The 22,903-nt window shown below is 42.0% G+C and carries 19 protein-coding genes; 9 read left to right on the top strand and 10 right to left on the bottom strand.

Going from position 1 to position 22,903, the window contains the following annotated elements; all coding sequences use genetic code 11:
* The first annotated feature begins 5 nt into the window (after positions 1–5).
* The 4 genes from gshB to D7Z94_RS09915 all read left to right on the top strand — a co-directional run bounded on the left by gshB (position 6) and on the right by D7Z94_RS09915 (position 3,462).
* Positions 6–1,037: a glutathione synthase gene (gene gshB, locus D7Z94_RS09930; RefSeq protein ID WP_120711406.1), complete on the top strand. Its 1,032-nt coding sequence runs from the start codon at positions 6–8 to the stop codon at positions 1,035–1,037.
* Positions 1,030–1,857: an N-formylglutamate amidohydrolase gene (locus D7Z94_RS09925; protein WP_120711405.1), complete on the top strand. Its 828-nt coding sequence runs from the start codon at positions 1,030–1,032 to the stop codon at positions 1,855–1,857. The genes gshB and D7Z94_RS09925 overlap by 8 nt, the downstream gene beginning before the upstream one ends.
* Positions 1,854–3,026, top strand: coding sequence for a flavohemoglobin expression-modulating QEGLA motif protein (locus D7Z94_RS09920; protein WP_120711404.1), 1,173 nt, complete (start codon positions 1,854–1,856; stop codon positions 3,024–3,026). Before D7Z94_RS09925 ends, D7Z94_RS09920 begins: the two co-directional genes overlap by 4 nt.
* 148 nt (positions 3,027–3,174) lie before the next feature.
* Positions 3,175–3,462 carry a GIY-YIG nuclease family protein gene (locus tag D7Z94_RS09915; RefSeq protein ID WP_120711403.1) on the top strand — a complete coding sequence of 96 codons (288 nt, stop codon included), beginning with the start codon at positions 3,175–3,177 and terminating at the stop codon, positions 3,460–3,462.
* A gap of 153 nt (positions 3,463–3,615) precedes the next feature.
* Here the strand turns inward: D7Z94_RS09915 and D7Z94_RS09910 are convergent, their stop codons facing one another.
* Entirely contained in the window at positions 3,616–4,023 is a 408-nt protein-coding gene (locus D7Z94_RS09910; protein ID WP_120711402.1) for a thiol-disulfide oxidoreductase DCC family protein, read from the bottom strand.
* Between the two features lie 123 nt (positions 4,024–4,146).
* Between D7Z94_RS09910 and D7Z94_RS25635 the strand changes: the two genes are divergently transcribed.
* Positions 4,147–4,323, top strand: coding sequence for a hypothetical protein (locus D7Z94_RS25635; RefSeq protein WP_158594619.1), 177 nt, complete (start codon positions 4,147–4,149; stop codon positions 4,321–4,323).
* Between the two features lie 87 nt (positions 4,324–4,410).
* Here the strand turns inward: D7Z94_RS25635 and D7Z94_RS09905 are convergent, their stop codons facing one another.
* Both D7Z94_RS09905 and D7Z94_RS09900 read right to left on the bottom strand, forming a co-directional pair.
* Positions 4,411–6,387: a tetratricopeptide repeat protein gene (locus D7Z94_RS09905; RefSeq protein ID WP_158594618.1), complete on the bottom strand. Its 1,977-nt coding sequence runs from the start codon at positions 6,385–6,387 to the stop codon at positions 4,411–4,413.
* Positions 6,388–6,464: 77 nt separating this feature from the next.
* Entirely contained in the window at positions 6,465–8,351 is a 1,887-nt protein-coding gene (locus D7Z94_RS09900; RefSeq protein ID WP_120711400.1) for a tetratricopeptide repeat protein, read from the bottom strand.
* Between the two features lie 307 nt (positions 8,352–8,658).
* Here D7Z94_RS09900 and D7Z94_RS09895 point away from each other — a divergent pair, with 307 nt between their 5' ends.
* Positions 8,659–10,269, top strand: coding sequence for a thiol-activated cytolysin family protein (locus D7Z94_RS09895; RefSeq protein WP_120711399.1), 1,611 nt, complete (start codon positions 8,659–8,661; stop codon positions 10,267–10,269).
* A gap of 133 nt (positions 10,270–10,402) precedes the next feature.
* Here the strand turns inward: D7Z94_RS09895 and D7Z94_RS09890 are convergent, their stop codons facing one another.
* Entirely contained in the window at positions 10,403–12,574 is a 2,172-nt protein-coding gene (locus tag D7Z94_RS09890; RefSeq protein ID WP_120711398.1) for an endonuclease MutS2, read from the bottom strand.
* 148 nt (positions 12,575–12,722) lie between these two features.
* Between D7Z94_RS09890 and D7Z94_RS09885 the strand changes: the two genes are divergently transcribed.
* Together D7Z94_RS09885 and D7Z94_RS09880 are read left to right on the top strand one after the other, a co-directional pair.
* Positions 12,723–13,769 (top strand): DUF6340 family protein, encoded by a 1,047-nt coding sequence (locus tag D7Z94_RS09885; RefSeq protein WP_120711397.1) that lies wholly within the window; start codon positions 12,723–12,725, stop codon positions 13,767–13,769.
* Between the two features lie 188 nt (positions 13,770–13,957).
* Positions 13,958–14,623, top strand: a complete 666-nt coding sequence (locus D7Z94_RS09880) for a uracil-DNA glycosylase (RefSeq protein WP_120711396.1) — start codon at positions 13,958–13,960, stop codon at positions 14,621–14,623.
* A 77-nt stretch (positions 14,624–14,700) separates the two neighbouring features.
* On the opposite strand, the gene D7Z94_RS09875 is transcribed toward D7Z94_RS09880, so the two are convergent.
* The 6 genes from D7Z94_RS09875 to D7Z94_RS09850 form a co-directional block, all read right to left on the bottom strand.
* Entirely contained in the window at positions 14,701–15,552 is an 852-nt protein-coding gene (locus tag D7Z94_RS09875) for a substrate-binding domain-containing protein (RefSeq protein ID WP_120711395.1), read from the bottom strand.
* Positions 15,553–15,928: 376 nt separating this feature from the next.
* Complete coding sequence (locus tag D7Z94_RS09870; RefSeq protein ID WP_120711394.1) at positions 15,929–16,801, bottom strand: nucleoside phosphorylase; 873 nt, start codon at positions 16,799–16,801, stop codon at positions 15,929–15,931.
* Between the two features lie 7 nt (positions 16,802–16,808).
* Positions 16,809–17,741, bottom strand: a complete 933-nt coding sequence (locus tag D7Z94_RS09865) for a DUF1835 domain-containing protein (protein WP_120711393.1) — start codon at positions 17,739–17,741, stop codon at positions 16,809–16,811.
* A gap of 123 nt (positions 17,742–17,864) precedes the next feature.
* Complete coding sequence (locus tag D7Z94_RS09860) at positions 17,865–18,191, bottom strand: translation initiation factor (RefSeq protein WP_120711392.1); 327 nt, start codon at positions 18,189–18,191, stop codon at positions 17,865–17,867.
* Between the two features lie 17 nt (positions 18,192–18,208).
* Positions 18,209–19,795: a sulfatase gene (locus D7Z94_RS09855; protein ID WP_245967175.1), complete on the bottom strand. Its 1,587-nt coding sequence runs from the start codon at positions 19,793–19,795 to the stop codon at positions 18,209–18,211.
* A 26-nt stretch (positions 19,796–19,821) separates the two neighbouring features.
* On the bottom strand, positions 19,822–20,772 hold the full coding sequence (locus D7Z94_RS09850) for an isopenicillin N synthase family dioxygenase (protein WP_120711391.1): 951 nt from the start codon (positions 20,770–20,772) through the stop codon (positions 19,822–19,824).
* A gap of 113 nt (positions 20,773–20,885) precedes the next feature.
* Here D7Z94_RS09850 and D7Z94_RS09845 point away from each other — a divergent pair, with 113 nt between their 5' ends.
* Positions 20,886–22,862 (top strand): alpha-ketoacid dehydrogenase subunit alpha/beta, encoded by a 1,977-nt coding sequence (locus tag D7Z94_RS09845; protein ID WP_120711390.1) that lies wholly within the window; start codon positions 20,886–20,888, stop codon positions 22,860–22,862.
* Positions 22,863–22,903 lie beyond the last annotated feature (41 nt).

The raw sequence follows: 22,903 nt of genomic DNA, 5'->3' as shown, positions 1-22,903 counted from the left end.
GAAAGATGAACATTTGTTTTTTAATGTATCCCTGGGAGGAAATTGATCCTGAAAACGATACAAGCCTAGCGTTGATTCATGAATGTGTAAAGCGAAATCATGGGGTGGCGCTGTGTAGTCCGGCCAACCTCACCATACGTAACAGTGTTACCAATGCGTTTTGTACGGTAATCAATCGAATGGAGAAGGTATCCGGTAGTCTAAAATCCTTTTATAAACAGGCGGACATTCGAGAAGAGATGCTGCCCTTGGCAGGGTTTGATGTCATTTTTATGCGGGCCAATCCGCCTTTGGACCCCATCATGCTCAATTTCTTGGATTCGGTCAAGGACGATGTATTCATAGTGAATTCGTTACAGGGACTTCGTGAGGCCAATAATAAATTGTATACGGCAGCTTTTGGAGATTCCCATAGTAATATCATCCCAGCGACACATGTGTCCAAAAATAAAAATTACCTCTTGCGCCAGATTAAGGAATCCAAATCGGAGAAGATGATTTTAAAACCATTGAACGGTTTTGGCGGATCAGGAGTAATTCTTATCGAAAAGTCTGCAATGAGTAATATTAAATCGCTTTTGGATTTTTACGTAACTAACTCGGATGGAACATCTAACTATGTAATACTTCAAGAATATATTGAAGGTGCTGATCAAGGTGATGTGCGTATTCTTCTGTTGAATGGCGAACCTATTGGAGCCATGAAACGCGTACCCGGTTCCGATGATCATCGCTCTAACGTCTCGGCGGGTGGCTCCGTCGCAAAACATTCCTTGACCAAACAAGAAAAGGCACTTTGCAAGCAAATAGGTCCAAAATTAGTAAAGGACGGTTTGTATTTTGTGGGAATAGATGTCATTGGCGGTAAGTTGGTAGAGGTCAATGTGATGTCCCCAGGTGGGGTTACCTATATGAACAAGGTGTATAAAACAAAGATTCAGTCCAAGGTCATCGATTTTGTGGAAAGTAAGGTTATGGACAAGCTCAAGGCTTTCCAAAGACGTTCCAGACTACGGGACGAGGTTGAAAATGCGTAGACTTTCCATAGAAAATATAATTGCATTGATTCATTCGGAAACCCCTTTTGAGGCAGTTTCCGAAGATTACTCCTTTACCCTTAAAATAGAGGATTACGCTCCGTACGTTTGTGGAGCCGTTCATGATGGACATCAATTTCGGAAATCACTCTGGGAAAACTGTTTGCACACAGAGTATGAACGTTGGTACGAGGAAGACCCTTGTACTAAGGAAATGGTGCAATCGCACCCCATAGTAATTGCCGGGTGCGATAGCCGTTTTGAGTATGATTTGAACCGACCTCCGGAAACCGCTGTTTTCGATACTGCCTGGGGAAAACAATTATGGAAAAGCCCCTTGCCGGATTCTGAAAGAAGACATAGTTTGGAGAAGCATACCAATTTTTACCGGGTTGTACATGCCCTGATCCGGAAAATAGAATCAAAACATGGCAGGGCCCTAGTTTTTGATATGCACAGCTATAATTGGAAACGATGGGAGAGGGATGTACCCACATGGAACTTGGGAACCATCAATATCAATACGAAACGATTTGGGGAGACGGCATCTTCATGGAGCCAAAAACTGGGAAATATCGATTTGCCAAACGGGATATCATCTTCCTCAAAAATCAACGATACCTTTCAGGGAAATGGTCATTTTTTAAAATACATTACCGCTAATTTTGATCATTCCTTGGTCCTTGCTACGGAAATTGCCAAGGTTTACTGTGATGAGCTTACCGGAATTCATTACCCGGAAGTAGTGCATTCTGTGGAGGAGCAATTAAAAGAATTGATACCTTTGCAGGTCACGGAATTCTTGGAAGAAAAGTTATGATAGAGGAAGCGGAACGTACCGAAATTGAGCAGGAATATGCCGGTTTATTCGAAATTGATGATCGTTTGGATGGATTGGTAAAGAAAATAGAGTTGCTAGGCCATGTAAATCCCTTAAATATAGAAAAGGAAAAGCAACGGTTTTTTACTTCAAAATATGCATGCGAACCCAAATTTAGATATCCTAAGTTAAGGTTTGACCCTTATAAACTACATCGGCTCTTTTTTTCACAGCGTTTGGAACAGATTTCCGACCCCCAAGTTAGAAAGCTGTATAGGGATACCATCTATTTCTATTCCAATATGGTGGAATGCATTGAGACCATAGGAGAGGGAGAATCATTTTATTACAATTCCCTCCAAGTTTATGGAACGCCTACGGAGCGGGACGTGCAAAATGCCAAATTCATATTACATTTTGATGACGAACCTATTTCCGATGATATGGAGAAACGGTTTGATTGTTATGAAGCCAAAGCCTATTTTCAAGATTTTGTAAAGCGGTACGACTTCCCCCTAAACATTAAATTTTCTACCCATATCGCTGCCGAGGCCATGGTCAGCAATATTTCCAGGACCTTATTGATAAAAAAAAATGTGAAGTTCAGTAAGAACGAACTTCAGACTTTGGCCAACCATGAAATCGGAGTTCATCTGGTCACGACATTTAACGGTTTGGTTCAGCCCTTAAAAATATTCTCCAATGGTTTCCCAAAAAATGAGGAAACCCAAGAAGGATTGGCGGTTTTTAGCGAATATATGAGCGGGGCTTTGACGTTGAAGCGTTTAAAGGAATTGGCCTATCGTGTCTTGGCTTCGGATAGTTTGATCAAAGGGTATAGCTTTGCGGATACTTTTGACATGATCCATAATCAATATAAGCTCAATCGTCACGCCGCTTTTACCATTACACTTAGGGCACATAGGGGAGGGGGCTTTACCAAAGACCACCTGTATCTAAGCGGACTTCGAAAAATATACAAGCGTTACAGCAAGCAAAAGTCCATGGACGTATTACTTGCCGGGAAGGTAACCTTGGAACGCGAAAAAGACATTGAGCATCTTTTTGATTTGGGGCTGGCCAAGAAGATTACCCATACAAACTTGGCCTACGGACAAAATCTGAACAAAAACAAAACGCTCGATTTTATCCTGAATAATTTGAAGTAGTTATCGCCACTTTTTTTAGGATTGACTTCCAATTAGAGAATCAAAGGCAAGCATATCATTTTGAACGAACTTTGGTTGCAGTTGCAACCAAAGCCCAACATGGAAATTGAAAAACTAAGTAGTTTCTATCCAATTTTACTTTAGGGAAATGAAGATTTTTTATGTCTATATTCTTGAGTGTTCGGACAAGACTTTCTACACCGGTATAACTTCTAGCCTGTCAAAAAGAGTAGAGTCCCATGCAAGTGGCAAATATCTGGATAGCTATACGTTTTCAAGAAGGCCGATTAAGTTGGTTTTTTATTGTGAGTTCACTGATCCAAATATGGCAATTGACGTGGAAAAACAAATCAAAAAGTGGTCAAGGGCCAAAAAGCGGGCTTTAATAGATGGTAACTATGAACAATTGCCGAATTTGGCCAAAAAGAAATTTTAAACGCTTCTCGATACAAATTTTACTTCACTTCGCTTGTAAAATCCACTCGAAGTGACGAAAATCATTAAATCAAATTCATGCGATGTCAGTTCGAGTGATTTTATTTCGAATTAACAATGAGAAATAATATGGTATCGAGAACCACAACGGTGTTCAACCCAAAAATTTCGCCTTTAAATCGGGGGTAGGTATCATACAAGCGTCCTTTCTACCAAACCAACGGTATCTATTTTTGGCTACAAAATCGTATACGATATTACGTAACGAACTGGGAATCAAATAAAATACGGATAACATGGTCCAGGCTCCTCCAAAAGACCGTCCTATTTCTAGAGCCGCATCGGATTTGGTGTAAAAGGCGACCCCAGGCTCTATAAGAATAATGGAATCTACCTTTGATGTGTCAATATTTCGTTCCGAAACTAATTTTTGACCTATTTCACTTTGTAGGGCGGCATAGCGAAACACATCTTTTTTATCCCGTTTTATAATGAATTGAACAGAGTTATTGCAAAGATTGCAAACCCCATCAAAGAGAATAACTTTCTTATCCTTTTCCACCTTACAAAGATACGATAGGGAAAATTTGTTGACCTCAATTTTATAAGGTATTTAAGAATTGATGCTTAAAGCTTTTTTTTATAATTTTTTTTAATAATTTTATTACAAAATAAAAATCATAACATGACAACACACAAAGCCAGCCATTTATTGTACATTTTACTCATTGTATTTGTAACTACCTCATTTGCTTCCTGTACAACAGAAGATATAGCTGAAACCGAAAACCTTCATAACCTCGAAACACAATTTGAATCAAATGGTGGATCGCATGGCAGCAGGGGGTCAAGAGGTAGTTAATTAGGAATAAAAGGCTTTATATAAGGAACGTTCCATTTGGCAATATCTCCCCCGAAATGGCTATTTTGGTCGAAAATTGCTTTGGCTTCACAACGTACTTAAAAAATTGTTCAAATCTGTTTCCCTGTCAAGACCTAATTTCTTTTTTAGGCGGTACTTCGATTTTAAGATACTATCGGGGAGTACATTTAGGGTTGCAGCAATCTCTTTAGTGGTCAGGTTCATGCGTATAAAGGCAGCCAGCCTTATCTCTTTTTCTGAGATTTCCGAAGAAAGAGCCCTAAGTTTTTGGTCAAAGTCATTATGCACTTGTGAAAAATAGGTTTTGAAAATCTCCCAATCCTTATCGGAGGCATTTTCCTTTTTCAGTAGCATTACGATGCGCCGGAACTCCATTTTGAACTTTTCAGGTGAGTTCTTAATGTTTTTCAAGTTATCCATCAACTCCTTTATGAAGGTGTTCTTTTGCACCAAATGCAGGGTTTGGCTGGCGAGCTCTTTCTTTTTATGGGCAATTTCTTGCTTGTAGATAGCTTCTTGTTTTTCCCGTGCTATGCGATTCTTTTTTATACGCTGTCGAAACCCAAAAAACAGCAATCCCGAAACCGAGATGAAGGTGAACATGCCCCCGGCATACATGCCCTTGGTCAGTTTATCCACCTTGGCCTTTTCATTCAAGGTTTTAATTTCTTCTTCCTGAAGGGCCAGTGCAACTTCTTTCTTTTCGGTTTCGTAGATAATTTTCAGTTCTTCTATTTGTTTCGACTTTGATATATCGAAGATACTATCGCGAAGCCGACTATATGCCCTGTAATAGTCCAGGGATAGCTGGGTCTTATCCATTTTCGCTGCAATTCCACTTAAGGCAAGATGGGCCTTACTTTGTTCTTTTAAAAGAGCTGCTTTAGTTGCAATTTCCAACCCTCTAGTGGTAAGGATGTTGGCACTGTCTAATTTTTGTTCTTTCAAATAGATTTGTCCTAACTCCAAAAGGCAATTTGCAATTCCATTTTTTAAGTTTTTTTCTTCGGCAATTTGCAATGATTTTAATAACATCCTTCGGGATTCATCATATTTTCCCAATTCTTTTTGAAGCATCGCATAATAAAAATTGCCGAGCTGAATATTGATATAAAAATCAAGTTCTTCCGAAAGACCAAGGCCTTCCTCAAAAAGTTTTATAGCCTCTAAATGCTTTTCGCCATTGTTGACATATAGTTTGGCAAGCCTAAGAACCGCAGAGCTTTTCCAGCGCCTTCTATTTTTTGAATTAAAGTAATCGATGGACTTCATTAGATATTTTTCGGCGTTTAGGGTATCGGCCAACTCCTCATAAATGCGCGAAATTTCCAAATAAGATAGATTTAGTTCAAAGGTATCCCGTTGCGTTTCTAGAATTTTCGTGGCCTCCAGGGCCTTTTGGAGCCCCAACTTATAGTAACCCATTTTAGAATAGGCATTGGATAAAGATCTAAGGGTAGAACCAATGTGAAAACTATCTTTTTCCTTTTTAAAACTTTTGAGGGCTTTGTCATAATACACAAAACTACTATCCACCAAATCTTGCTCATCATAATCCAACCCGATATTTACGTAGACCTGTCCAGCGTCTATTTGCTCGGTCCAATCTTGAAATATGGATAGCGCCTTTTTATAATAGATTATGGAACGGTTATAGTCGTTTAGATAGGAATAGACAATGGCCAGACGATTATACCCTCTCCCAATAACCGTATCATTTTTCATTAGTTCTCCGTTGGCAACGAGGCTTTCCGCATAAAGTTTTGCATCTTGTATATTGTCGTCTATGGTCGCCTCCCAAAGTTGATTGTACAGATTGTTCTTAACTTCCAAGGATTGTACATTTTCCAGGATTGTTTTTAGACTATCTATTTCCTTTTGGCCAATCCCATATTGAGAGAAGGCCCCAATGCTTAAAAAGAAATGAAAAAGTACAATCAGCTGTTTTAGGCCGATATTTTTTCCCGCGCTAAAAAGCGAGACAGACGGGCAAAACAAAATTCTGCCCACATCAAGTCCCAACGCAGAAATCGATGTGTTCATCGTATTTGAATATTGGCCATGTAAAACCATTCGCTTTGCGTTGTTTTTATTTGCCTTTATAACCCGTTCCGGAATTTTCATAGCCCATTTAAAAAATGGTTCAAGTCAGTTTCCTTGGGAAGCCCCAATTTCTTCTTCAACCGGTATTTGGATTTAAGGATGCTGTCCGGCAATACGTTTAAAGTGGCAGCAATTTCCTTGGTGGTCAGGTTCATCCGCAAAAAGGCGGCCAATCGGATTTCCTTTTCGGAAATATCCGAAAACAATGTTTTCAGCTTCTGATCAAAATCATTATGTACCTCGGCAAAATAGGTCTTAAAGACCTCCCAGTCCTTGTCCGAGGCATTTTCCTTCTTGAGCAGCATGATGATGCGGCGGAACTCCATCTTGAACTTTTCGGGGGAGTTCTTGATGTTTTCAAGGTTTTCCATCAACTCGTGGATAAAGGTGTTCTTTTGCACCAAATGCAGGGTCTGGCTGGTAAGTTCCTTCTTTTTGTGGGCAATCTCCTGCTTATAAATGGTCTCTTGCTTTTCTCGTGCTATGCGATTCTTTCTTATACGTTGCCGAAATCCAAAAAACAACAACCCGGAAATGCTGATAAAGGTAAACATGCCCCCGGCGTACATACCCTTGGTCAATTTATCCACCTTGGCCTTTTCGTTCAAGGTCTTGATTTCTTCTTGCTGCAAAGCAATGGCCGCTTCCTTTTTTTCGGTTTCGTAAATAGTTTTAAGTTCTTCAATTTGCTGAGACTTGGTTGTATTGAAAATACTGTCCTTTAGACTTTGATAGTAACGGAAATCGGTTAGGGCATTGGTATATTCTCCAATATCTTGATATAACACGGCCCTATGATGTAAAATCTCTTTCCTTAAATCGGAAGCTTCGATGGAATCCGCTAATTTTAGACTTTGATTTAGATAATTCAAAGCAACTTTTCTTTTACCCAAAAGTCTGTAGACATTACCTATTTCCGTTAGGTTGAGTGCTAAATTATTGGACGTGTTGTTTGTTTTATCTATCTCAAGAGCCCTTAACAAATAGTCAATCGCCGTCTCATAGTCGCCCTTGGAAGTATGCGCTTTACCCAAACCCATTAACGCATTTGCTTGTATATCCAGGACCTGGGTTTTGGCACCAATTTTCAGCCCCCTATTATAGTAGTACGTGGCGGAATCATATTCCTTTAGACTATGTGTGGCATTTCCAATATCTATATAAGTGTGTCCCATGTAAATGCTATCATTGGTACCCTTGTAGCGCTTTAAAGCATCATTTAAATGCTCAAGGGATCGGTGAAAATTACCCCTGGAAAATTCAATTATTCCTAGTTGCTTCCTAGAATCGGCATCACGCCAAGGTTCCTCGGATATGGTATCAAGATATCGAAGCCCTTCAATGGTGTATTTGTAAGCGGACATATAGTTACCTTTGCTATGATGAAAATCTCCCAAACACCCTAGTCCTACAGCGAATTTCAACCACAACTCTTTTTCCTTAAAAATTTTGTTTACATCGGACTGCAAGGCAATGGCATTATCGATATTACCTTGCTCATATTCCAAAGCTGCTATTGAGCCTAGGGTGATTGCCTCGAATTGCTCGTTCGGGTGTTCCTTCCATATTTTAAGAGCTCTATTATAGTAATATCTTGCAGAATCTGCTTGAAAGACTAGTTTATGATAGGCTCCAATATGATAATAGGCAATGCCGATCCCATCCCAATTTTTCAGTCTTTTGGAAAGTTTTAATCCTTTTTTTGCGAAATCCAATCCCTTTAATGGGTTAGTATAGACTACTTCGTAGTAGAGCTCCTCTAGCTTTTCAATTTTTTGAACCCCATCTCCCAAACTTTTATACTCCAAAAACAAGCTATCGATCCTTTCCTGATTTTTGTGCTGGGAATATGCACAAATTGGAAATAAAAGGATAAATGAAAAAAGAATAATCCGGTTTTTCATTAGAGCTCAATTGGTTTTGCCAAGATACCCATTAAATCGTTTTGTAGGATAGACCATTTTCAATACTCAATCAAGTAGTCCATGCAATGTCCATGCTTTTTTGATAGTCCACAATATCCAAATAGAACATAAATAATTGATTTTCAAATACTTAAATTCTAATCATTGTTTTTTGTCAAGGAGTGTGTCCATAGCTTCTAATCCTAAAATCTAATAGTGCTGTCCATACTTTGTCCATGGGCAAAATTAGGTATAGGGCCGATTTGAAGCTAGTTTCGAGCTGTTGAATCCTTTAAAACCAAAAATTATGAAAACAATTATCCCAAAAATCAAAATGATGTCCATTTTAGTATTGGCCATTTCTGTAAGCGCGATAACCTCCTGTAGCAAGGATGAGAGTCCCGTAGATCCACCACCAGCGGAAGGTGGAGGTGAAAACAATGGTGGTGAAAATCCCGGAGGCGAGGAAAACGAAAATAACCTGGAGGACATAAACTCGTTAATTACAAATCTTACCTATGATCCAGATGCACTATTGAATGTGCAGAATACCGGATCCTTGGTGCCGGACCGGGAGGAAACGGGCAGCAGGAACGACAATCAAGGTCCGACCTTAGGTTGGGTAACCGAATGTAGGATATCGGACTATAGCCTGGAATCCAATTTTGATGATGTGGCCATTTTGAGGCCTACAAACGGGGTAATCTTTCCTGGTGCCCTTGTTATTGGAAACGATGGTATGTTGGATGGTGCTCCGGACCCTTTGACCTTGGGCAGGTCCGCCGTAACGCTGAGCCTCGATCTTCCGGGTATTGGGGAGCAAGGGACCATAGTAGTGGAAGATCCAACGAATTCCTCTGTACAATCCAATATTGACAATGCCTTGGAATGGTGGAACGCCAATGCTTATCAGGAAGGGTATGTAAATGCTGCAAACTCTTCCTACCAGGCTACTACATCCTACTCTTCAAAGCAGTTTAGTCTGGATGTTGGGTTGAATGTGGAATGGGCCAGTGGTTCCTTGGCATCACAATTTGAATATGAGAGTAGCAGTACGGAACGCACCGCCGCTATTGTTTTCAAACAGGTATTTTATACGGTTACCATGGATACGCCAAGTTCGGCGGCAAGTGTATTTGCTCCAGACGTCACCAAAGAGCAGGCAGAGGCCGCCTTTGATTCCGATACACCTCCTGCCTATGTAAGTTCCGTTTCCTACGGAAGGGTCATTATGGTCCGTATGCAGACCACGGAGGAGGACACTTCGATTGAACTCGATGCCGTATTGGAATATGCTGGAGGCTATCGCGCTGCTGGTTCCTTGGAATCCAAGTATGATGAAGTACTTAGGAATTCCAGTGTCACCGTAGTTACTATTGGTGGGAATGCCGAAGCCGCTTCCGAGGCAATCAGTTTGGCCGATATCAACACGGGATTTGGCGCCTTGAACAGTGTCATAACCGGTGGAAACGCCGTGTATAGCAGAAATAACCCGGGAGTTCCTATTGCCTACACCATTAGGTACTTAAAAGACAATACTTTGGCGAAAATGGGCTATACCACGGATTATACGGTGGAAAAATGTGAGCCCTTCAGATTTCAACATAAGAATATTGTTGTCGAAAATGAGTCCAATTATGATTCCCGTTTCCGTTTCATTTACAAGTTGAGGGGCAGTAATAATGAGTTGCAAACAGGATATTTTGTAGTGAACAATGATAAGCGTGTAAGCGGAAGCCCCCCGGAGGGTGCTTATGATGTCCTAGTTCAGTTTGATCTTCAAAATGCATTGTTGCAATGGGACAGAATGGGGGAATTTGACCTAGGCTACATCAGAAACGAGGAAGATTTTAGGGTTTTCTGTTCGGAACGTGATTTCATTGGCTTTTGCAAAACCATTTCTGTAGAAGCCAACTAAAATACTCCATTAGCTATTACATTAGTTAACAGTCGGTATCTAAAGTTGTGGATTCAACAACTTGGGTATCGGCTGTTTTTTCAAGCATCTTTGGTTGTTCTACTCCGGGTGATTACGAATTATGGCAAAGGCATTATTTTTTGCCCGGGACCAATTCCAACTGGTCCACGCTTACATTCGTGGTAAAAACACCATAGTTGACCACAGCCTTGTTCTTTTCCAGTTTATCGATGCTTCCCACAGCTTTCCCATCCTGCATCCGCACGCGGTCCCCAACTTTGAAAACGGGTCTTGGCTTGTTTTTTTCCCGTTGAGCCGCCTTTTTTCGTTCTACTTTCTTTTTCGCCCGGATGACTTGAACCTCCTTTTGAACTTCTTGGGCCACTTGAGCCTTCTTGGTACGTTCCGCTTTGGCTTCCTGAGCGGATTTCTTTTTGCGCTTGCTGTTCTCGGTTTCTACTATTTGCAGCAATTCCGATACCAAGGGCCTTTTTTTCTTGTCACGGAAATAACGATCGGCAGCTCTATTGACCTTATTGCCCAGTTGGATCATCCGCTGGTCATGATCATAGAGTTCTTGATAGTTTTCCAGCTTGGATTTGATTTTTGCGTTCAATTTTTCCAATCGAGCTGCCTCCTGCCTTGCCTTGGATTCCTCTTCTTGTAATCTAGAGCCCGTTTTGGCCATTTTGCTGCGTTCTTTTTGCAACTTGGCTATCGTTGCATCAAAACGTACTTTGCCGCGCTCTATCTTCTTCTTTGCCCTATTGATGAGGCTGTACGGAATACCGTTTTTCTGTGCCACCTCAAAGGTGAAAGAACTGCCGGCTTCCCCAAGTACCAATTGGAAGGTGGGCTCCAAGGTCCTCCCATCAAAAAGCATGTTGGCATTGGTGGTATGGGGCAGTTCATTGGCCAACGCCTTTAAATTTGCATAGTGCGTCGTAATTACCCCATAGGCTTCCCGTTCATAAAAAACTTCTAGAAAGGCCTCTGCTAGGGCACCGCCCAATTCGGGATCGCTCCCTGTGCCGAACTCATCGATTAGAAATAATGTATTCCCATCGCAATTCCGAAGGAATCTATTCATGTTTTTGAGCCGGTAACTGTACGTACTTAAATGATTTTCAATGGATTGGTTATCCCCAATATCTGTTAAGACCTGATTAAAAAGACAGACAGAACTACGCTCATGTACTGGAATCAATAGCCCGCTTTGAAGCATAATCTGAAGTAATCCAATGGTTTTTAAAGTTATGCTTTTCCCCCCGGCATTGGGTCCGGATATCACGATGATACGGTTTTCTTGATGCAACTCAATGGTCTGCGGCCAGGTCTTTTCACCTTTTCGTTTATTCGCCAAATAGAGTAGGGGATGATAGGCGTCACGCAAGAATAGGCGCCGGTCTTCATTAATCTCGGGCATCAGTGCGTTGATTTCGGAGGCGTATTTGGCCTTTGCCGCGGTAACATCCATAAAGGCCAAAAATTCTTGGTACTCAGCCAGTAATGAGGCAAAGGGGCGGATAACATTCGTTAATTCGTTTAGAATCCGTTGTACCTCTTCCTTTTCATCAAATTCCAAATTGTTGAGTTCCCGACTGTACCGCAATGCTGCTTCGGGTTCTATGTATACGATGCTTCCCGTTTTGGAGGTGCCCATTACGGTACCCTTTACTTTTCTTCGGTACATGGCCTTTACGGCAAGTACCCGACGGTTCTCAACAACGGACTCCCGGATTTCATCGAGGTAATCCGACCCTTGATACGCATTTAGGGCCGATGCAAAACTTTGACTTATTTTTCCTTTTACCTGAAGTATTTCGCGACGTATTCGAAAAAGTGCTTCGGAAGCCCTATCCTTGACCTCTCCGAAGCGATCAATGACGGCATCAATAGCAGCGGGAATCTCCGTATTGGGCTCAATTTTCTGCGATTTCGCAAATAATAATGGGTAATATTCCTTGAATTTGGCCAAGAATTTTTTTTGGTCACCCACCGTACTGCATATGGAACCCATTCTCCGAAAGCCACCGATTTCAAGCGTTGTGTTCTCTATATAAAGTAGTTTTAAATCTCCGTTAATGGAATCAAAACCATGATTGGGAATACGGTTATCGCTTATTAAGGAAGATACGTATTCCGAAGTCTGCCCCAAAGCATCCACAATGGTTTTATGTTCGTACATGGGCCCAATGGACAATGCCTTTTCCTTGCCCAATTCCGTTGTGCAACGGGCCGATACTTGCTGTAATACCGTAGGTAATTCAAGATCTTGAATTACTTTTTTCAAGGTTTTGTCCATCTTGGTTTTTTTGACCGATGGCAAAGGTACGGATTGCCAGTCACTTGGAAAACCGTGGGTAAGGGCAATATTTTAGGGTATTTTGAAGTTTTAGTACAAACCTAATGCCTCCCCAACATTGTGGGTGGGCATAAACCATTTCGTCCCAATGAAAAATCTTAACCTACTCGCCATCTACTTTGGCCTAATCTTGCTGGTTTCATCCTGTAGCTCAACCAACCGACTGACTATGGGGGCTTTGGAGCCCGCTCCGGTGCATCTGCCTAATCAAGTCGTCAATATTGGCATAATCAATAGAAGCGTGCCTTCCGAGGGGAATCAAACCTTGGATAAGATAGACAAAATACTGTCTGCCGAAGGGCTTGAGTTGGATAAAAAGGGAGCTGAAGCGGCGGTAACTGCCCTTAGGGACGAGCTGGAGCGTCACGATTCCTTCGAACACGTAAAAATTCTGTTGGATGCCGACGTCGGTAAGGGATTGGGTGTGTTTCCAGCGACACTCTCCTGGGGAGAGATTGAATCCCTGTGCGAAACACATCAGGTAGACGCCATTTTCTCCTTGGCCTTTTATGATACGGATACCAAGGTTTCTTATGCCATGAGCACCATGCAATTGCCCAATAGTTTGGGGGTCAATGTATCCATTCCGGCGCATGAAGTACGCCTACAGACTTTAGTGAAAAACGGATGGCGTATATACTATCCTGCGGAAAAACGCATTGTTGATCAATTTGTTTTCAATGAGGGCTTAACGGCTGTTGGGAAAGGTGTAAATCCCATAAAGGCGGTGGAGGCGATTGCCAATAGAAATGAAGGTGTGGTGGAATTGAGTAAGAACATGGGTAGTTCCTACGCTTTGCGCTTGTTGCCTTTTCGAACGCGTATTTCGAGGGACTACTACGTACGTGGCACGGACAATTTTGTAATCGCCAAGCGTCGGGCGCAGACCGGCGATTGGGACGGAGCTGCCGTGCTTTGGGAAAAGGAGATTAACAATCCCAATCGAAAAATAGCCGGCAGGGCCCATTACAATATGGCTATTATCAATGAGATAAACGGGAATTTGGTGGAGGCCATGGATTGGGCCTCAAAGTCCTACTCGGATTATAATGACCGAAACGCCCTGCGTTATCTTAATACCTTGAAATACCGGTTTGCCCAGAACGAGGCCTTGGAACAACAGGTTTCCCGGTAATAGTATTTGAAACGGGTTATTTGGAATTCATTTCATAGACTTTTCGGAGCTATATCCATCCTGATTTTACAAAAGTTTTTGACTATTTTTGAATCGTACCCCCGAATACTTTTTGACAGCTTGCTTCGGCAGCTTTTCGATTGTAGAGGGGAGGAGCGACTATTGCTTTCAATCGACAAAATAGATCAATGAACGTAAGCATTCACCCAAGTTGGAAAGAACAACTCAACACAGAGTTTAACCAGCCTTATTTTCAGGTGTTGGCCAATTTTGTAAAGAAGGAATATCAAAATCATACGTGTTATCCCAAAGGGAAGGATATTTTTGCCGCCTTTGACCATAGCGCCTTTTGGGAGACCAAGGTGGTGGTAATCGGACAGGACCCATATCATGGCCCCAATCAGGCTAATGGGCTTTGTTTTTCGGTAAAGGACGGGATTCCCCATCCACCTTCGCTCGTCAACATTTTCAAGGAAATCAAGGTAGACGTTGCCAAGCCCTATCCCAAAAGCGGCAATTTGGAGCCATGGGCGGAACAAGGGGTTCTTCTGCTCAACGCTACCCTTACCGTTCGGGCGCATCAAGCTGGGAGTCATCAAAATAAAGGCTGGGAAACCTTTACCGATGCTGTAATTCGAAAGCTTTCCGGCAACAGGGAAGGACTCATTTTTCTACTCTGGGGCGGGTTCGCCAAAAAGAAGGCCGCTCTTATCGATACTGGCAAACACCACATTCTTACCTCGGGCCATCCTTCTCCCTTAAGTGCCAACAAGGGGTATTGGTTTGGGAACCGTCATTTTAGCAAAACCAATGCCTTGCTGCAGCAAATGGGAAAGGAATCTATAGTTTGGTAGGGTGCCGGACAACAGTGGTACCAATGATTCCGGCTCAGGCATTGAGCACGGACGCATCTGTTTCTTTATCCCCGTAATTACAGGGAGGCTAAAATTTCACTCACCTTTATCGGATTATTAATTAACTTTAAATTAAATAATGTATTTATCACATTTTCAACATCTTGATGAATAATTTGTTTTTGACTCCACTTCGTTATTGAAAGCCATTTTTGAATATCCTCCAATTGCTGACCATACCTATTGGCCAAGGTCCTGTCTATACCGGGTATTCGCTTGAACTCCGACGTATATACATTGATTACTTCCAATATATGCCTTAAGATTTGGGTATCGTTTTCCAAAAATTCATCTGTTGCGGCTACAACAAAACAAGGCCATGGGGTAGGGCAATCGCCTAATCTTCTAAAGGTCCCGTTATCCACTAATGGCTTGGTCGTAAAATGCTCCCACATAAAATAGTCCGCGGATCCTTTGGTCAAGGCTTCTACAGCACCATTTAGATTGTTTATGACCTTAAATGTCAAATTGTTGGTCTCCCAATCTTCTTTCTGCGCATTTACAAAGGCCATAAGATGACTTCCGCTTCCAAACCTACTGATCGCCGCTGTCGCACTTTTAAGCTCGGAAATCGCTTTAAAATCACTCTCTGTACCAACATGTATGCCCCAGAGTAGCGGAGAGGAAATATATTCTTGAACAATCTTGGTCGGATTTCCCTCAGAAATACTTTTCACTACACCTTCGGTCAAAATAATGGCTAGGTCCGTTTCGCCGTCCTGTAACATTTGGCACATTCTACCCGTACCTTCGGGAACATCCGTCCATTGCAAATCAATGCCACGCTCTTTAAAGGCACCTTCCTCGATAGCCATATGCCACGGAAGATTAAAATGTTCGGGGACACCTACTATCCTTATCTTCTTCATTTATAAAAATCATTAGTTGAAACCTTGCCTCCGGCAGGAGGTTATACATTTTAAATGGCCTTCGTTTGTTCGGGCTTAGCATTGGCTAATATATCCATTTTCAAAAGTTGCACGGTTATTTGGTTGCTAAGTTTTTGTTGTGCTCCCTCAAAGTAACCCATAAAATGAATAACCCGGTAACCTTAAATTGGATGAAAAAATCGTGGGGAATTTTAATGTTCAAGAGGAGGTGGCCCTATTTGCATCCTCCATCGGTGCACATTCGTAGTAAAATAATCAATTTACATCATGGCGTTTGTATAATTCTTTCCCTATTTACGGACAAAAACTAAAAATCGAAGTCCGTTTTGGTTAAGGTAAATGTTTAGCTGCCGATTCAAGAGGAAGTTAACCTTTCCAAGGTAAATTTAATTAGCTTGTCCACTGCCATATTCGGATTTTTTGAAAATTCACCGGTGGCTCTGTTCGCGAGGATACAATTTAGGGAAATTGCACTATGCCCTAACAATTGGGCAAGCCCATAAATACCTGAAGTTTCCATCTCCAAATTGGTTATGCGTAAGTTTTTATGATTGAAGGCCGCTAGTTTTGAAAGGAACCGGTCATCCTTGGGTTCCAAACTCAATCGTCTTCCTTGCGGTCCATAAAACCCTGAATTTGTTACGGTTACACCTAATCGTATACGATTAACACCTATTTTATTTACGAAATTTGAATCGTATTTTACCACATAAGGCCTAACGAGCTCTTGTCCCCACCCCAAATGCAGCATTAATTTTTCGGAAATTTCCGGATGTTGGATTGCTTTGCTTTTATAGAAGTAAAGCAATCCATCAAATCCAATAGCATACTCGCTCAATAGGAAGGAATCGAGTGGAATTTCGGGTTGAAGGGCGCCGGAGGTGCCAATACGAACAATTTCAAATCGTATACGATTTTTCTTGGTTTCCCGGGTCTCAAAATCAATATTGGCCAGGGCATCCAACTCGTTTAAAACGATATCTATATTGTCCGTACCTATCCCTGTGGATATAACGGTAAGTCTTTTTCCATTTAGGGTGCCCGTATGTGTGTGGAACTCTCTTTTTTCCTTTTTTAATTCAATATGATCAAAGTATCGGGAAACATCCGGTACCCGATTAGGGTCACCGACGGTAATAATGGTATCTGAAATGTCTTCAGGAAAAAGATTTAGATGGTAAATACTGCCGTCCGGATTGAGGATAAGTTCGGACTTCTCGAATTTCATGAATACTTTAGAGCTTAAGTATCCTATTGGAATCCGTATTGTATAGGAAGTTATACTTTAGGGAACCTCCCAAATAGGCTTCATTATCCCTCATCATGGAATAGTAATTGGTTTTCCCTTCCAATATTTCTTTGCCTTTTTTGGAAAGTCTTACCGGATTAAAGGAGGTGTATAAAGGTTTTAAGGTAGAAACCACACGTTCAAATTGAGAATCCCCAAAACCATAAATCCCTTGGTTTCGAAGAATGGCACCTATCAATTCCCGTTTTGATTTGGGTCTGCGCTCCAAAGAAAGATTCAGAACATGGTTTTCCACGTTATTAAGACCATTCTTTATGGTAGGGAAGCGTTTTAGATGCGCCTGGATGGCATCCGAAAGGTAGTTAAATTGAAAATCCCCAAAGTCAGTCAGGTTCTCAAGACGAATAGGATTGTCGCTGCAATACAATTGCCAAATATAATCGGCATATTCTATATCGTCCTGGGTTAGGATTACCTTGTTATCGTACAATTTTCGCAACTGCTCATCGGTGAGTTCATTAAGACCGTATAGTTTTTCGGACTCATCTTCCTTACCGCTACATACCAAGGAAACTTCAGCATATTTTCGGTTGGTCTTCAGCCAACTGAGAACGGCCAATAGATTGATTTGGCAGAACAAGTCGTATTCGAACCATAAAATAATCTGATTCTGTTGTTTGTGATTACAAAGTGATCGATATTCCTTGAGGGTTTTCTCGATAAACCACGATTTAGACACCTTGTAGTTTTTGTTAAGAAACTCAAAGCGGGTCTTCCAGAAGGATTCACTGCCTACGTTGGTCTCGGTTCTTCCTTCACAAAGCATTTCACGCCATGTGATGATGTCCCCTTTGAAATCGAACGTCTTTAACCGCTCTGTGAAACTGTCTCCGTTGGTAATATGCAGCAGGGAACTCATAAAGGGTCGTGGTTTAGGTTTAATCCGATAAAAGTAACATTTAATCGAAAAAAACAAAAAAAATTAACAGAAAACTACGCAACGTATTGATTGTTAAGGCATCGCAACAAAAAAATGGCTATTTTATCCACCAACTCGTTTCACTTTAAACCCTTTTTCAATGAGGATTTCCATTATTTTTTCGCGATAGTCCCCTTGGATGATAATCGTTTCATTCTTTATGGAGCCACCAACACTTAATTGTGTTTTCAGTGCTTTGGCCAGTTTTTTGAAGTCGCTCTCTGCCCCATTATAGCCTTCCAAAATGGTAACGGGTTTGCCTTTGCGCTTTTCATATTTACAAATGATTGGATCGTCCTGGAGCCAGATGTCGGACTGAGGAGAAGCCTTTTCTTCTTCTGCTGGTGTATGGTCGGGAAAAAGGTTTTTAAGTTGGTCTTTAAGATCCATTACTAATCTCTTTATGGTTAATCATTTGTTGTTCTACTTCCCCACCAATCCGCATTGGGCTCAAACGTTTCGGATAGAAAATCCAAACGTTCTTTTTCCAGTTTTGGCCATAACCCCTGGGTTATTCGGGTATTTCGTAGTGCATCCTCATTTGGGTCGTATTCGGGATCTTTTTGCGGGATAATTGCATTCATGTCCCGTAACCAGTTGTTTAATTTATTATTTAGGCCCTTAGCTATTTCGGGATTTTCCGCTTGAACATCTTCCTGTTCTCCGGGGTCTTTTGTAAGATTATAAAGTTCATTTCTTCCATCCTCCCAATAATGGATCAACTTCCATTCGCCCTCTCGGATAATGGATGAGGGATCGCCACCTTGGTTGCCATAATGCGGATAGTGCCAAAAAAGAGCTCTTTCGGGCAGGGAATCGCCTTCCAATAAGGGCTTAAGGCTTACACCATCCGGATGTTGCCCTGGTAAGGGGTCGATATTGGCCAAATCCAGGATAGTGGGGTAAAAATCGGTTCCGGATGCGGGATACTCGGTACTGGTGCCCCTATTGTCCAGCCAGGGCACTTTGATGAAAAACGGTTCTCGGATGCCACCTTCCCATTGGTATCCTTTTCCTCCGCGCAAGGGCAAATTGGTGGTGGAAAACGCATCCCCAGAAGCCACCCCTCCATTGTCCGAAGTGAAAATAACGATTGTATTATCGTCAAGTCCAAGTTGTTCCAATGTATTTAGCACATGGCCTACCGCATCGTCCATACTTTCCACAAGTCCCGCATAAACAGGGTTATCCTGTACTTGACGTATCGGTAGATTACGTTCCATGATATAGCCGCGGTCCGCTAAACCTGTATTTATAGCCTTTTCACGATATTTTGCCCATTTACCCTCAGTGGTTTGTATGGGTCCATGTACGGCATAAAAGGAAAGCATGGCAAAAAAGGTGGAATCCTTATGTTTTTTGATAAAATCGGAAGTTTCATTAGCCAATCGCATGGAGAGGTTTTCACCGTCGACCCTATTTTCTAAATTTGGATTTGTCCAAGGTGAAAAATAGCCTCCCATAGGACTGCCTTTTTCCCATCCACCTTTGTTTAGGTCAAATCCATGATCCTCGGGATAGGAACCCTTGTTTCCCAAGTGCCATTTACCAGCAAAAAAAGTGGTGTAGCCCGCCGCTTTCATGGCTTCCGGTAATACGACATCCGCCTTTGGCAATGCATGTACATATTCTGCAGGCAAAAGCTTATCGAATCTTTTATGGTCTCGCCAAGCGGTTCCGGATTTGGCCCCTATCCAATCCGTAATACCGTGTCTTGCCGTAAATTTCCCGGTCATTATACTCGCCCTGGAAGGACTGCATACCCTACTGGCCGCATAGCCTTGTTCAAAAACCATCCCTTCCAATGCTATCCGGTCTATGTTAGGAGTTTCATAGTAGGTACTGCCCGTGCTACTTAGATCATGAACTCCTAAATCATCTGCCAGAATAAAAAGTACGTTGGGCCGCTTTTTTACCTCTTCATGACGCTCTTTACAGGATATATAAAAGAATAGAACAGGAAGTAGCGTAAGTAATCGTAAAGCTTTTCGCACGGTTGATGTGTTTTTGGTTTGTAAAACTATTTTTTGATCAATCCCAAATCGATTAACCGCTCGTGCAGAAATTCGCCGGCCGTAATATCCTCAAATTGCTTCGGATGACGGTCATCAATACAGTGCTCTAAACAATTTAAGGGCATTTGGCTAATGGGATGCATGAAAAAAGGAATGGAATAGCGTGATGAACCCCATAACTCCCTTGGGGGATTGACCACCCGGTGTATCGTTGACCTCAATTTGTTATTGGTAAGTCTGGACAGCATATCCCCAACGTTTATCATAAGCTGATCAGGGCGGGCAATAGCATCGATCCATTCTCCATTATGGTTTTTTACCTGGAGTCCCTTCCCGTGGGCACCCATTAATAGCGTAATTAGGTTGATGTCGCCATGCGCCGCCGCACGTACCGCATTTTTGGGCGCTTTGGTAATTGGAGGATAATGGATGGGTCTTAAAATGGAGTTTCCATTTCTAATGTACGGATCAAAATAGGTTTCCTCAAGATCAAGATGTAGGGCCAGGGCACGCAAAACGTATTTTGCGGTTTTCTCGAGCATTTTAAAAGTTTCCTTCCCTATCTTATTAAAACTGGGAAGCTCGTTCACCATAACATTGTCCGGATATTCGGCTTCCAGTATGGGGTCGTTCTCTACATATTGGCCAAAATGCCAAAATTCCTTTAAATCCCCTTCCTTTCTGCCCTTGGCATGTTCTTTTCCAAAAGAAGTATACCCCCGCTGCCCACCGAGTCCTTCAATTTCATACGTACTCTTTATATGTTGTGGTAGGTCGAAGAATTTTTTGATCTCGGCATACAGATTTTCCACCAATTCTTCGGACAAAAAGTGGCCGCTCAATGCCACAAAACCTATCTGTTCAAAGGCATTACCAATATCTTGTGTGAATTTTAGCTTCCTATCCGGTTGCGCTGAGGTAAATTCCTGTAAATCTACACTGGGAATAGTATTCATAATCTTTTGTTCAGAGATAGGTCAAAGTTAATAAATAATGGCGCATCGATCCCGAAACGAGCTAAAGGATTGGAAGGTTTTTTACTACTTTTACCCCGTTTTAAATTATGTAGATGCAGTACCAAAACAAGGGATTGGACGTACAGACCCAAATCGACCTCTATGAGCGAATGCAGAAATCCCGGATGATAGAGGAAAAGATGCTGATTCTATTGCGACAGGGGAAAATTTCCAAATGGTTCAGCGGTATAGGTCAAGAAGCGATAGCCGTAGGGGTAGCCAGTGCTATGCAACCCGATGAATATATACTTCCCATGCACCGTAATTTGGGTGTTTTTACTACACGGGATATTCCCTTGCATAGGCTTTTTGCCCAATGGCAAGGTAAGGCCAGTGGATTTACAAAGGGTAGGGACCGTAGCTTTCATTTTGGAACACAGGCCTATAAAATTGTGGGGATGATTTCCCATTTGGGCCCTCAGCTTGGCGTTGCCGATGGGATTGCCTTGGCCCATCGTCTTAAAAAGGAAAATAAGGTTACGGCGGTATTCTCAGGAGAGGGAGGTACCAGTGAGGGGGATTTTCATGAAGCCCTGAATATAGCTTCGGTCTGGAACTTACCGGTACTTTTTTGCATAGAGAATAACGGTTATGGCCTATCAACGCCTACCAATGAACAGTACAATTGTAAAAAGCTAAGGGATAAAGGAATTGGATATGGTATGGAATCCCATACGATTGACGGGAACAACATTTTGGAAGTTTATAACATGGTGGATTCCCTTTGTAAGCGCATTCGGAAGAATCCACAGCCTATCTTGTTGGAATTCGAAACCTTTCGGATGCGTGGCCACGAAGAGGCCAGTGGAACCAAATATGTCCCACAGGCCTTAATGGATCACTGGGCGGCCAAAGATCCCTTGGAAAACTATACCGAATATTTGCGCAACCAAAACATTCTTTCCGAGGAGGAGGAAGTAACCATTAAGAAGGTAATTATTCATGAGATTGAGGAAAACTTAAAAAAGGCCTTTGCAGAGGAAGCTATTGATTCAACTGAAACTAATGAATTAAATGATGTTTTTAAAAGTTTTGATTATAAAGAAGTTAATCCTAAAGGAGAACTAAAAAACATCCGATTGGTAGATGCCATTTCCGAAGGGCTGAAACAGTCCATGGAAAAACATGACAACCTGGTCATTATGGGTCAGGATATCGCGGAATACGGAGGCGTTTTTAAGATAACCAAAGGCTTTCTGGAGGCATTTGGCAAAGAGCGGGTACGTAACACGCCAATTTGTGAGTCTGGTATTGTTGGGACCGCTATGGGCTTATCCATTAATGGGATGAAAGCCATTATGGAAATGCAGTTTGCGGATTTTGCCAGTAGTGGTTTTAACCCTATTGTAAATTATTTGGCCAAATCACATTATCGTTGGGGCGAAAAGGCGGATGTGGTTATTCGCATGCCTTGTGGCGGCGGGGTAGGTGCAGGGCCGTTCCATTCCCAGACCAATGAGGCTTGGTTTACCAAAACCCCGGGGTTAAAAGTGGCGTATCCGGCTTTTCCCTATGATGCCAAAGGTCTTTTGGCAACGGCGATCAACGACCCTAATCCTGTTTTGTTCTTTGAACACAAGGGGCTATACCGAAGTGTCTACCAAGACGTACCATCCGATTATTATACCTTGCCCTTCGGAAAGGCCAGTATACTGAAAAATGGAGAGGAAATAACCATAGTGAGCTATGGGGCAGGGGTTCATTGGGCCTTGGAGGTATTGGAAAGCAATCCTGAAATTGAGGCCGACCTTATCGATTTACGCACATTGGCCCCTTTGGATATAGAAACGGTTTACGATTCCGTAAAAAAAACAGGGAAGCTTCTTATTCTTCAGGAAGATAGTTTATTCGGAGGAATAGCAAGTGATATATCCGCGTTGGTCATGGAAAATTGCTTCGAGTACTTGGATGGCCCCATTAAACGGGTGGCCAGTCTAGAGACACCTATCCCATTCGCAAAAAGGTTGGAAGACAATTACCTTCCCAAAAAACGTTTTACTAAGGAATTGCAGGACCTATTGGCCTATTGACTTTGGTTAAATAGGGCATACGGGACCAGATGATTCTTTGT

It is taken from the genome of Ulvibacterium marinum, from assembly GCF_003626755.1.
Lineage (GTDB): Bacteria > Bacteroidota > Bacteroidia > Flavobacteriales > Flavobacteriaceae > Ulvibacterium > Ulvibacterium marinum.
Note: the sequence above shows the minus strand (reverse complement) of the source record. Positions and strands in the feature narration are given on the sequence as shown.

Excerpts from the sequence above, each read along its gene's own strand:
- gshB (WP_120711406.1), top strand. The coding sequence starts at position 6 with ATGAACATTTGTTTTTTAATGTATCCCTGGGAGGAAATTGATCCTGAA.
- D7Z94_RS09925 (WP_120711405.1), top strand. The coding sequence starts at position 1,030 with ATGCGTAGACTTTCCATAGAAAATATAATTGCATTGATTCATTCGGAA.
- D7Z94_RS09920 (WP_120711404.1), top strand. The coding sequence starts at position 1,854 with ATGATAGAGGAAGCGGAACGTACCGAAATTGAGCAGGAATATGCCGGT.
- D7Z94_RS09915 (WP_120711403.1), top strand. The coding sequence starts at position 3,175 with ATGAAGATTTTTTATGTCTATATTCTTGAGTGTTCGGACAAGACTTTC.
- D7Z94_RS25635 (WP_158594619.1), top strand. The coding sequence starts at position 4,147 with ATGACAACACACAAAGCCAGCCATTTATTGTACATTTTACTCATTGTA.
- D7Z94_RS09905 (WP_158594618.1), bottom strand. The coding sequence starts at position 6,387 with ATGAACACATCGATTTCTGCGTTGGGACTTGATGTGGGCAGAATTTTG.
- D7Z94_RS09900 (WP_120711400.1), bottom strand. The coding sequence starts at position 8,351 with ATGAAAAACCGGATTATTCTTTTTTCATTTATCCTTTTATTTCCAATT.
- D7Z94_RS09895 (WP_120711399.1), top strand. The coding sequence starts at position 8,659 with ATGAAAACAATTATCCCAAAAATCAAAATGATGTCCATTTTAGTATTG.
- D7Z94_RS09890 (WP_120711398.1), bottom strand. The coding sequence starts at position 12,574 with ATGGACAAAACCTTGAAAAAAGTAATTCAAGATCTTGAATTACCTACG.
- D7Z94_RS09885 (WP_120711397.1), top strand. The coding sequence starts at position 12,723 with ATGAAAAATCTTAACCTACTCGCCATCTACTTTGGCCTAATCTTGCTG.
- D7Z94_RS09880 (WP_120711396.1), top strand. The coding sequence starts at position 13,958 with ATGAACGTAAGCATTCACCCAAGTTGGAAAGAACAACTCAACACAGAG.
- D7Z94_RS09875 (WP_120711395.1), bottom strand. The coding sequence starts at position 15,552 with ATGAAGAAGATAAGGATAGTAGGTGTCCCCGAACATTTTAATCTTCCG.
- D7Z94_RS09870 (WP_120711394.1), bottom strand. The coding sequence starts at position 16,801 with ATGAAATTCGAGAAGTCCGAACTTATCCTCAATCCGGACGGCAGTATT.
- D7Z94_RS09865 (WP_120711393.1), bottom strand. The coding sequence starts at position 17,741 with ATGAGTTCCCTGCTGCATATTACCAACGGAGACAGTTTCACAGAGCGG.
- D7Z94_RS09860 (WP_120711392.1), bottom strand. The coding sequence starts at position 18,191 with ATGGATCTTAAAGACCAACTTAAAAACCTTTTTCCCGACCATACACCA.
- D7Z94_RS09850 (WP_120711391.1), bottom strand. The coding sequence starts at position 20,772 with ATGAATACTATTCCCAGTGTAGATTTACAGGAATTTACCTCAGCGCAA.
- D7Z94_RS09845 (WP_120711390.1), top strand. The coding sequence starts at position 20,886 with ATGCAGTACCAAAACAAGGGATTGGACGTACAGACCCAAATCGACCTC.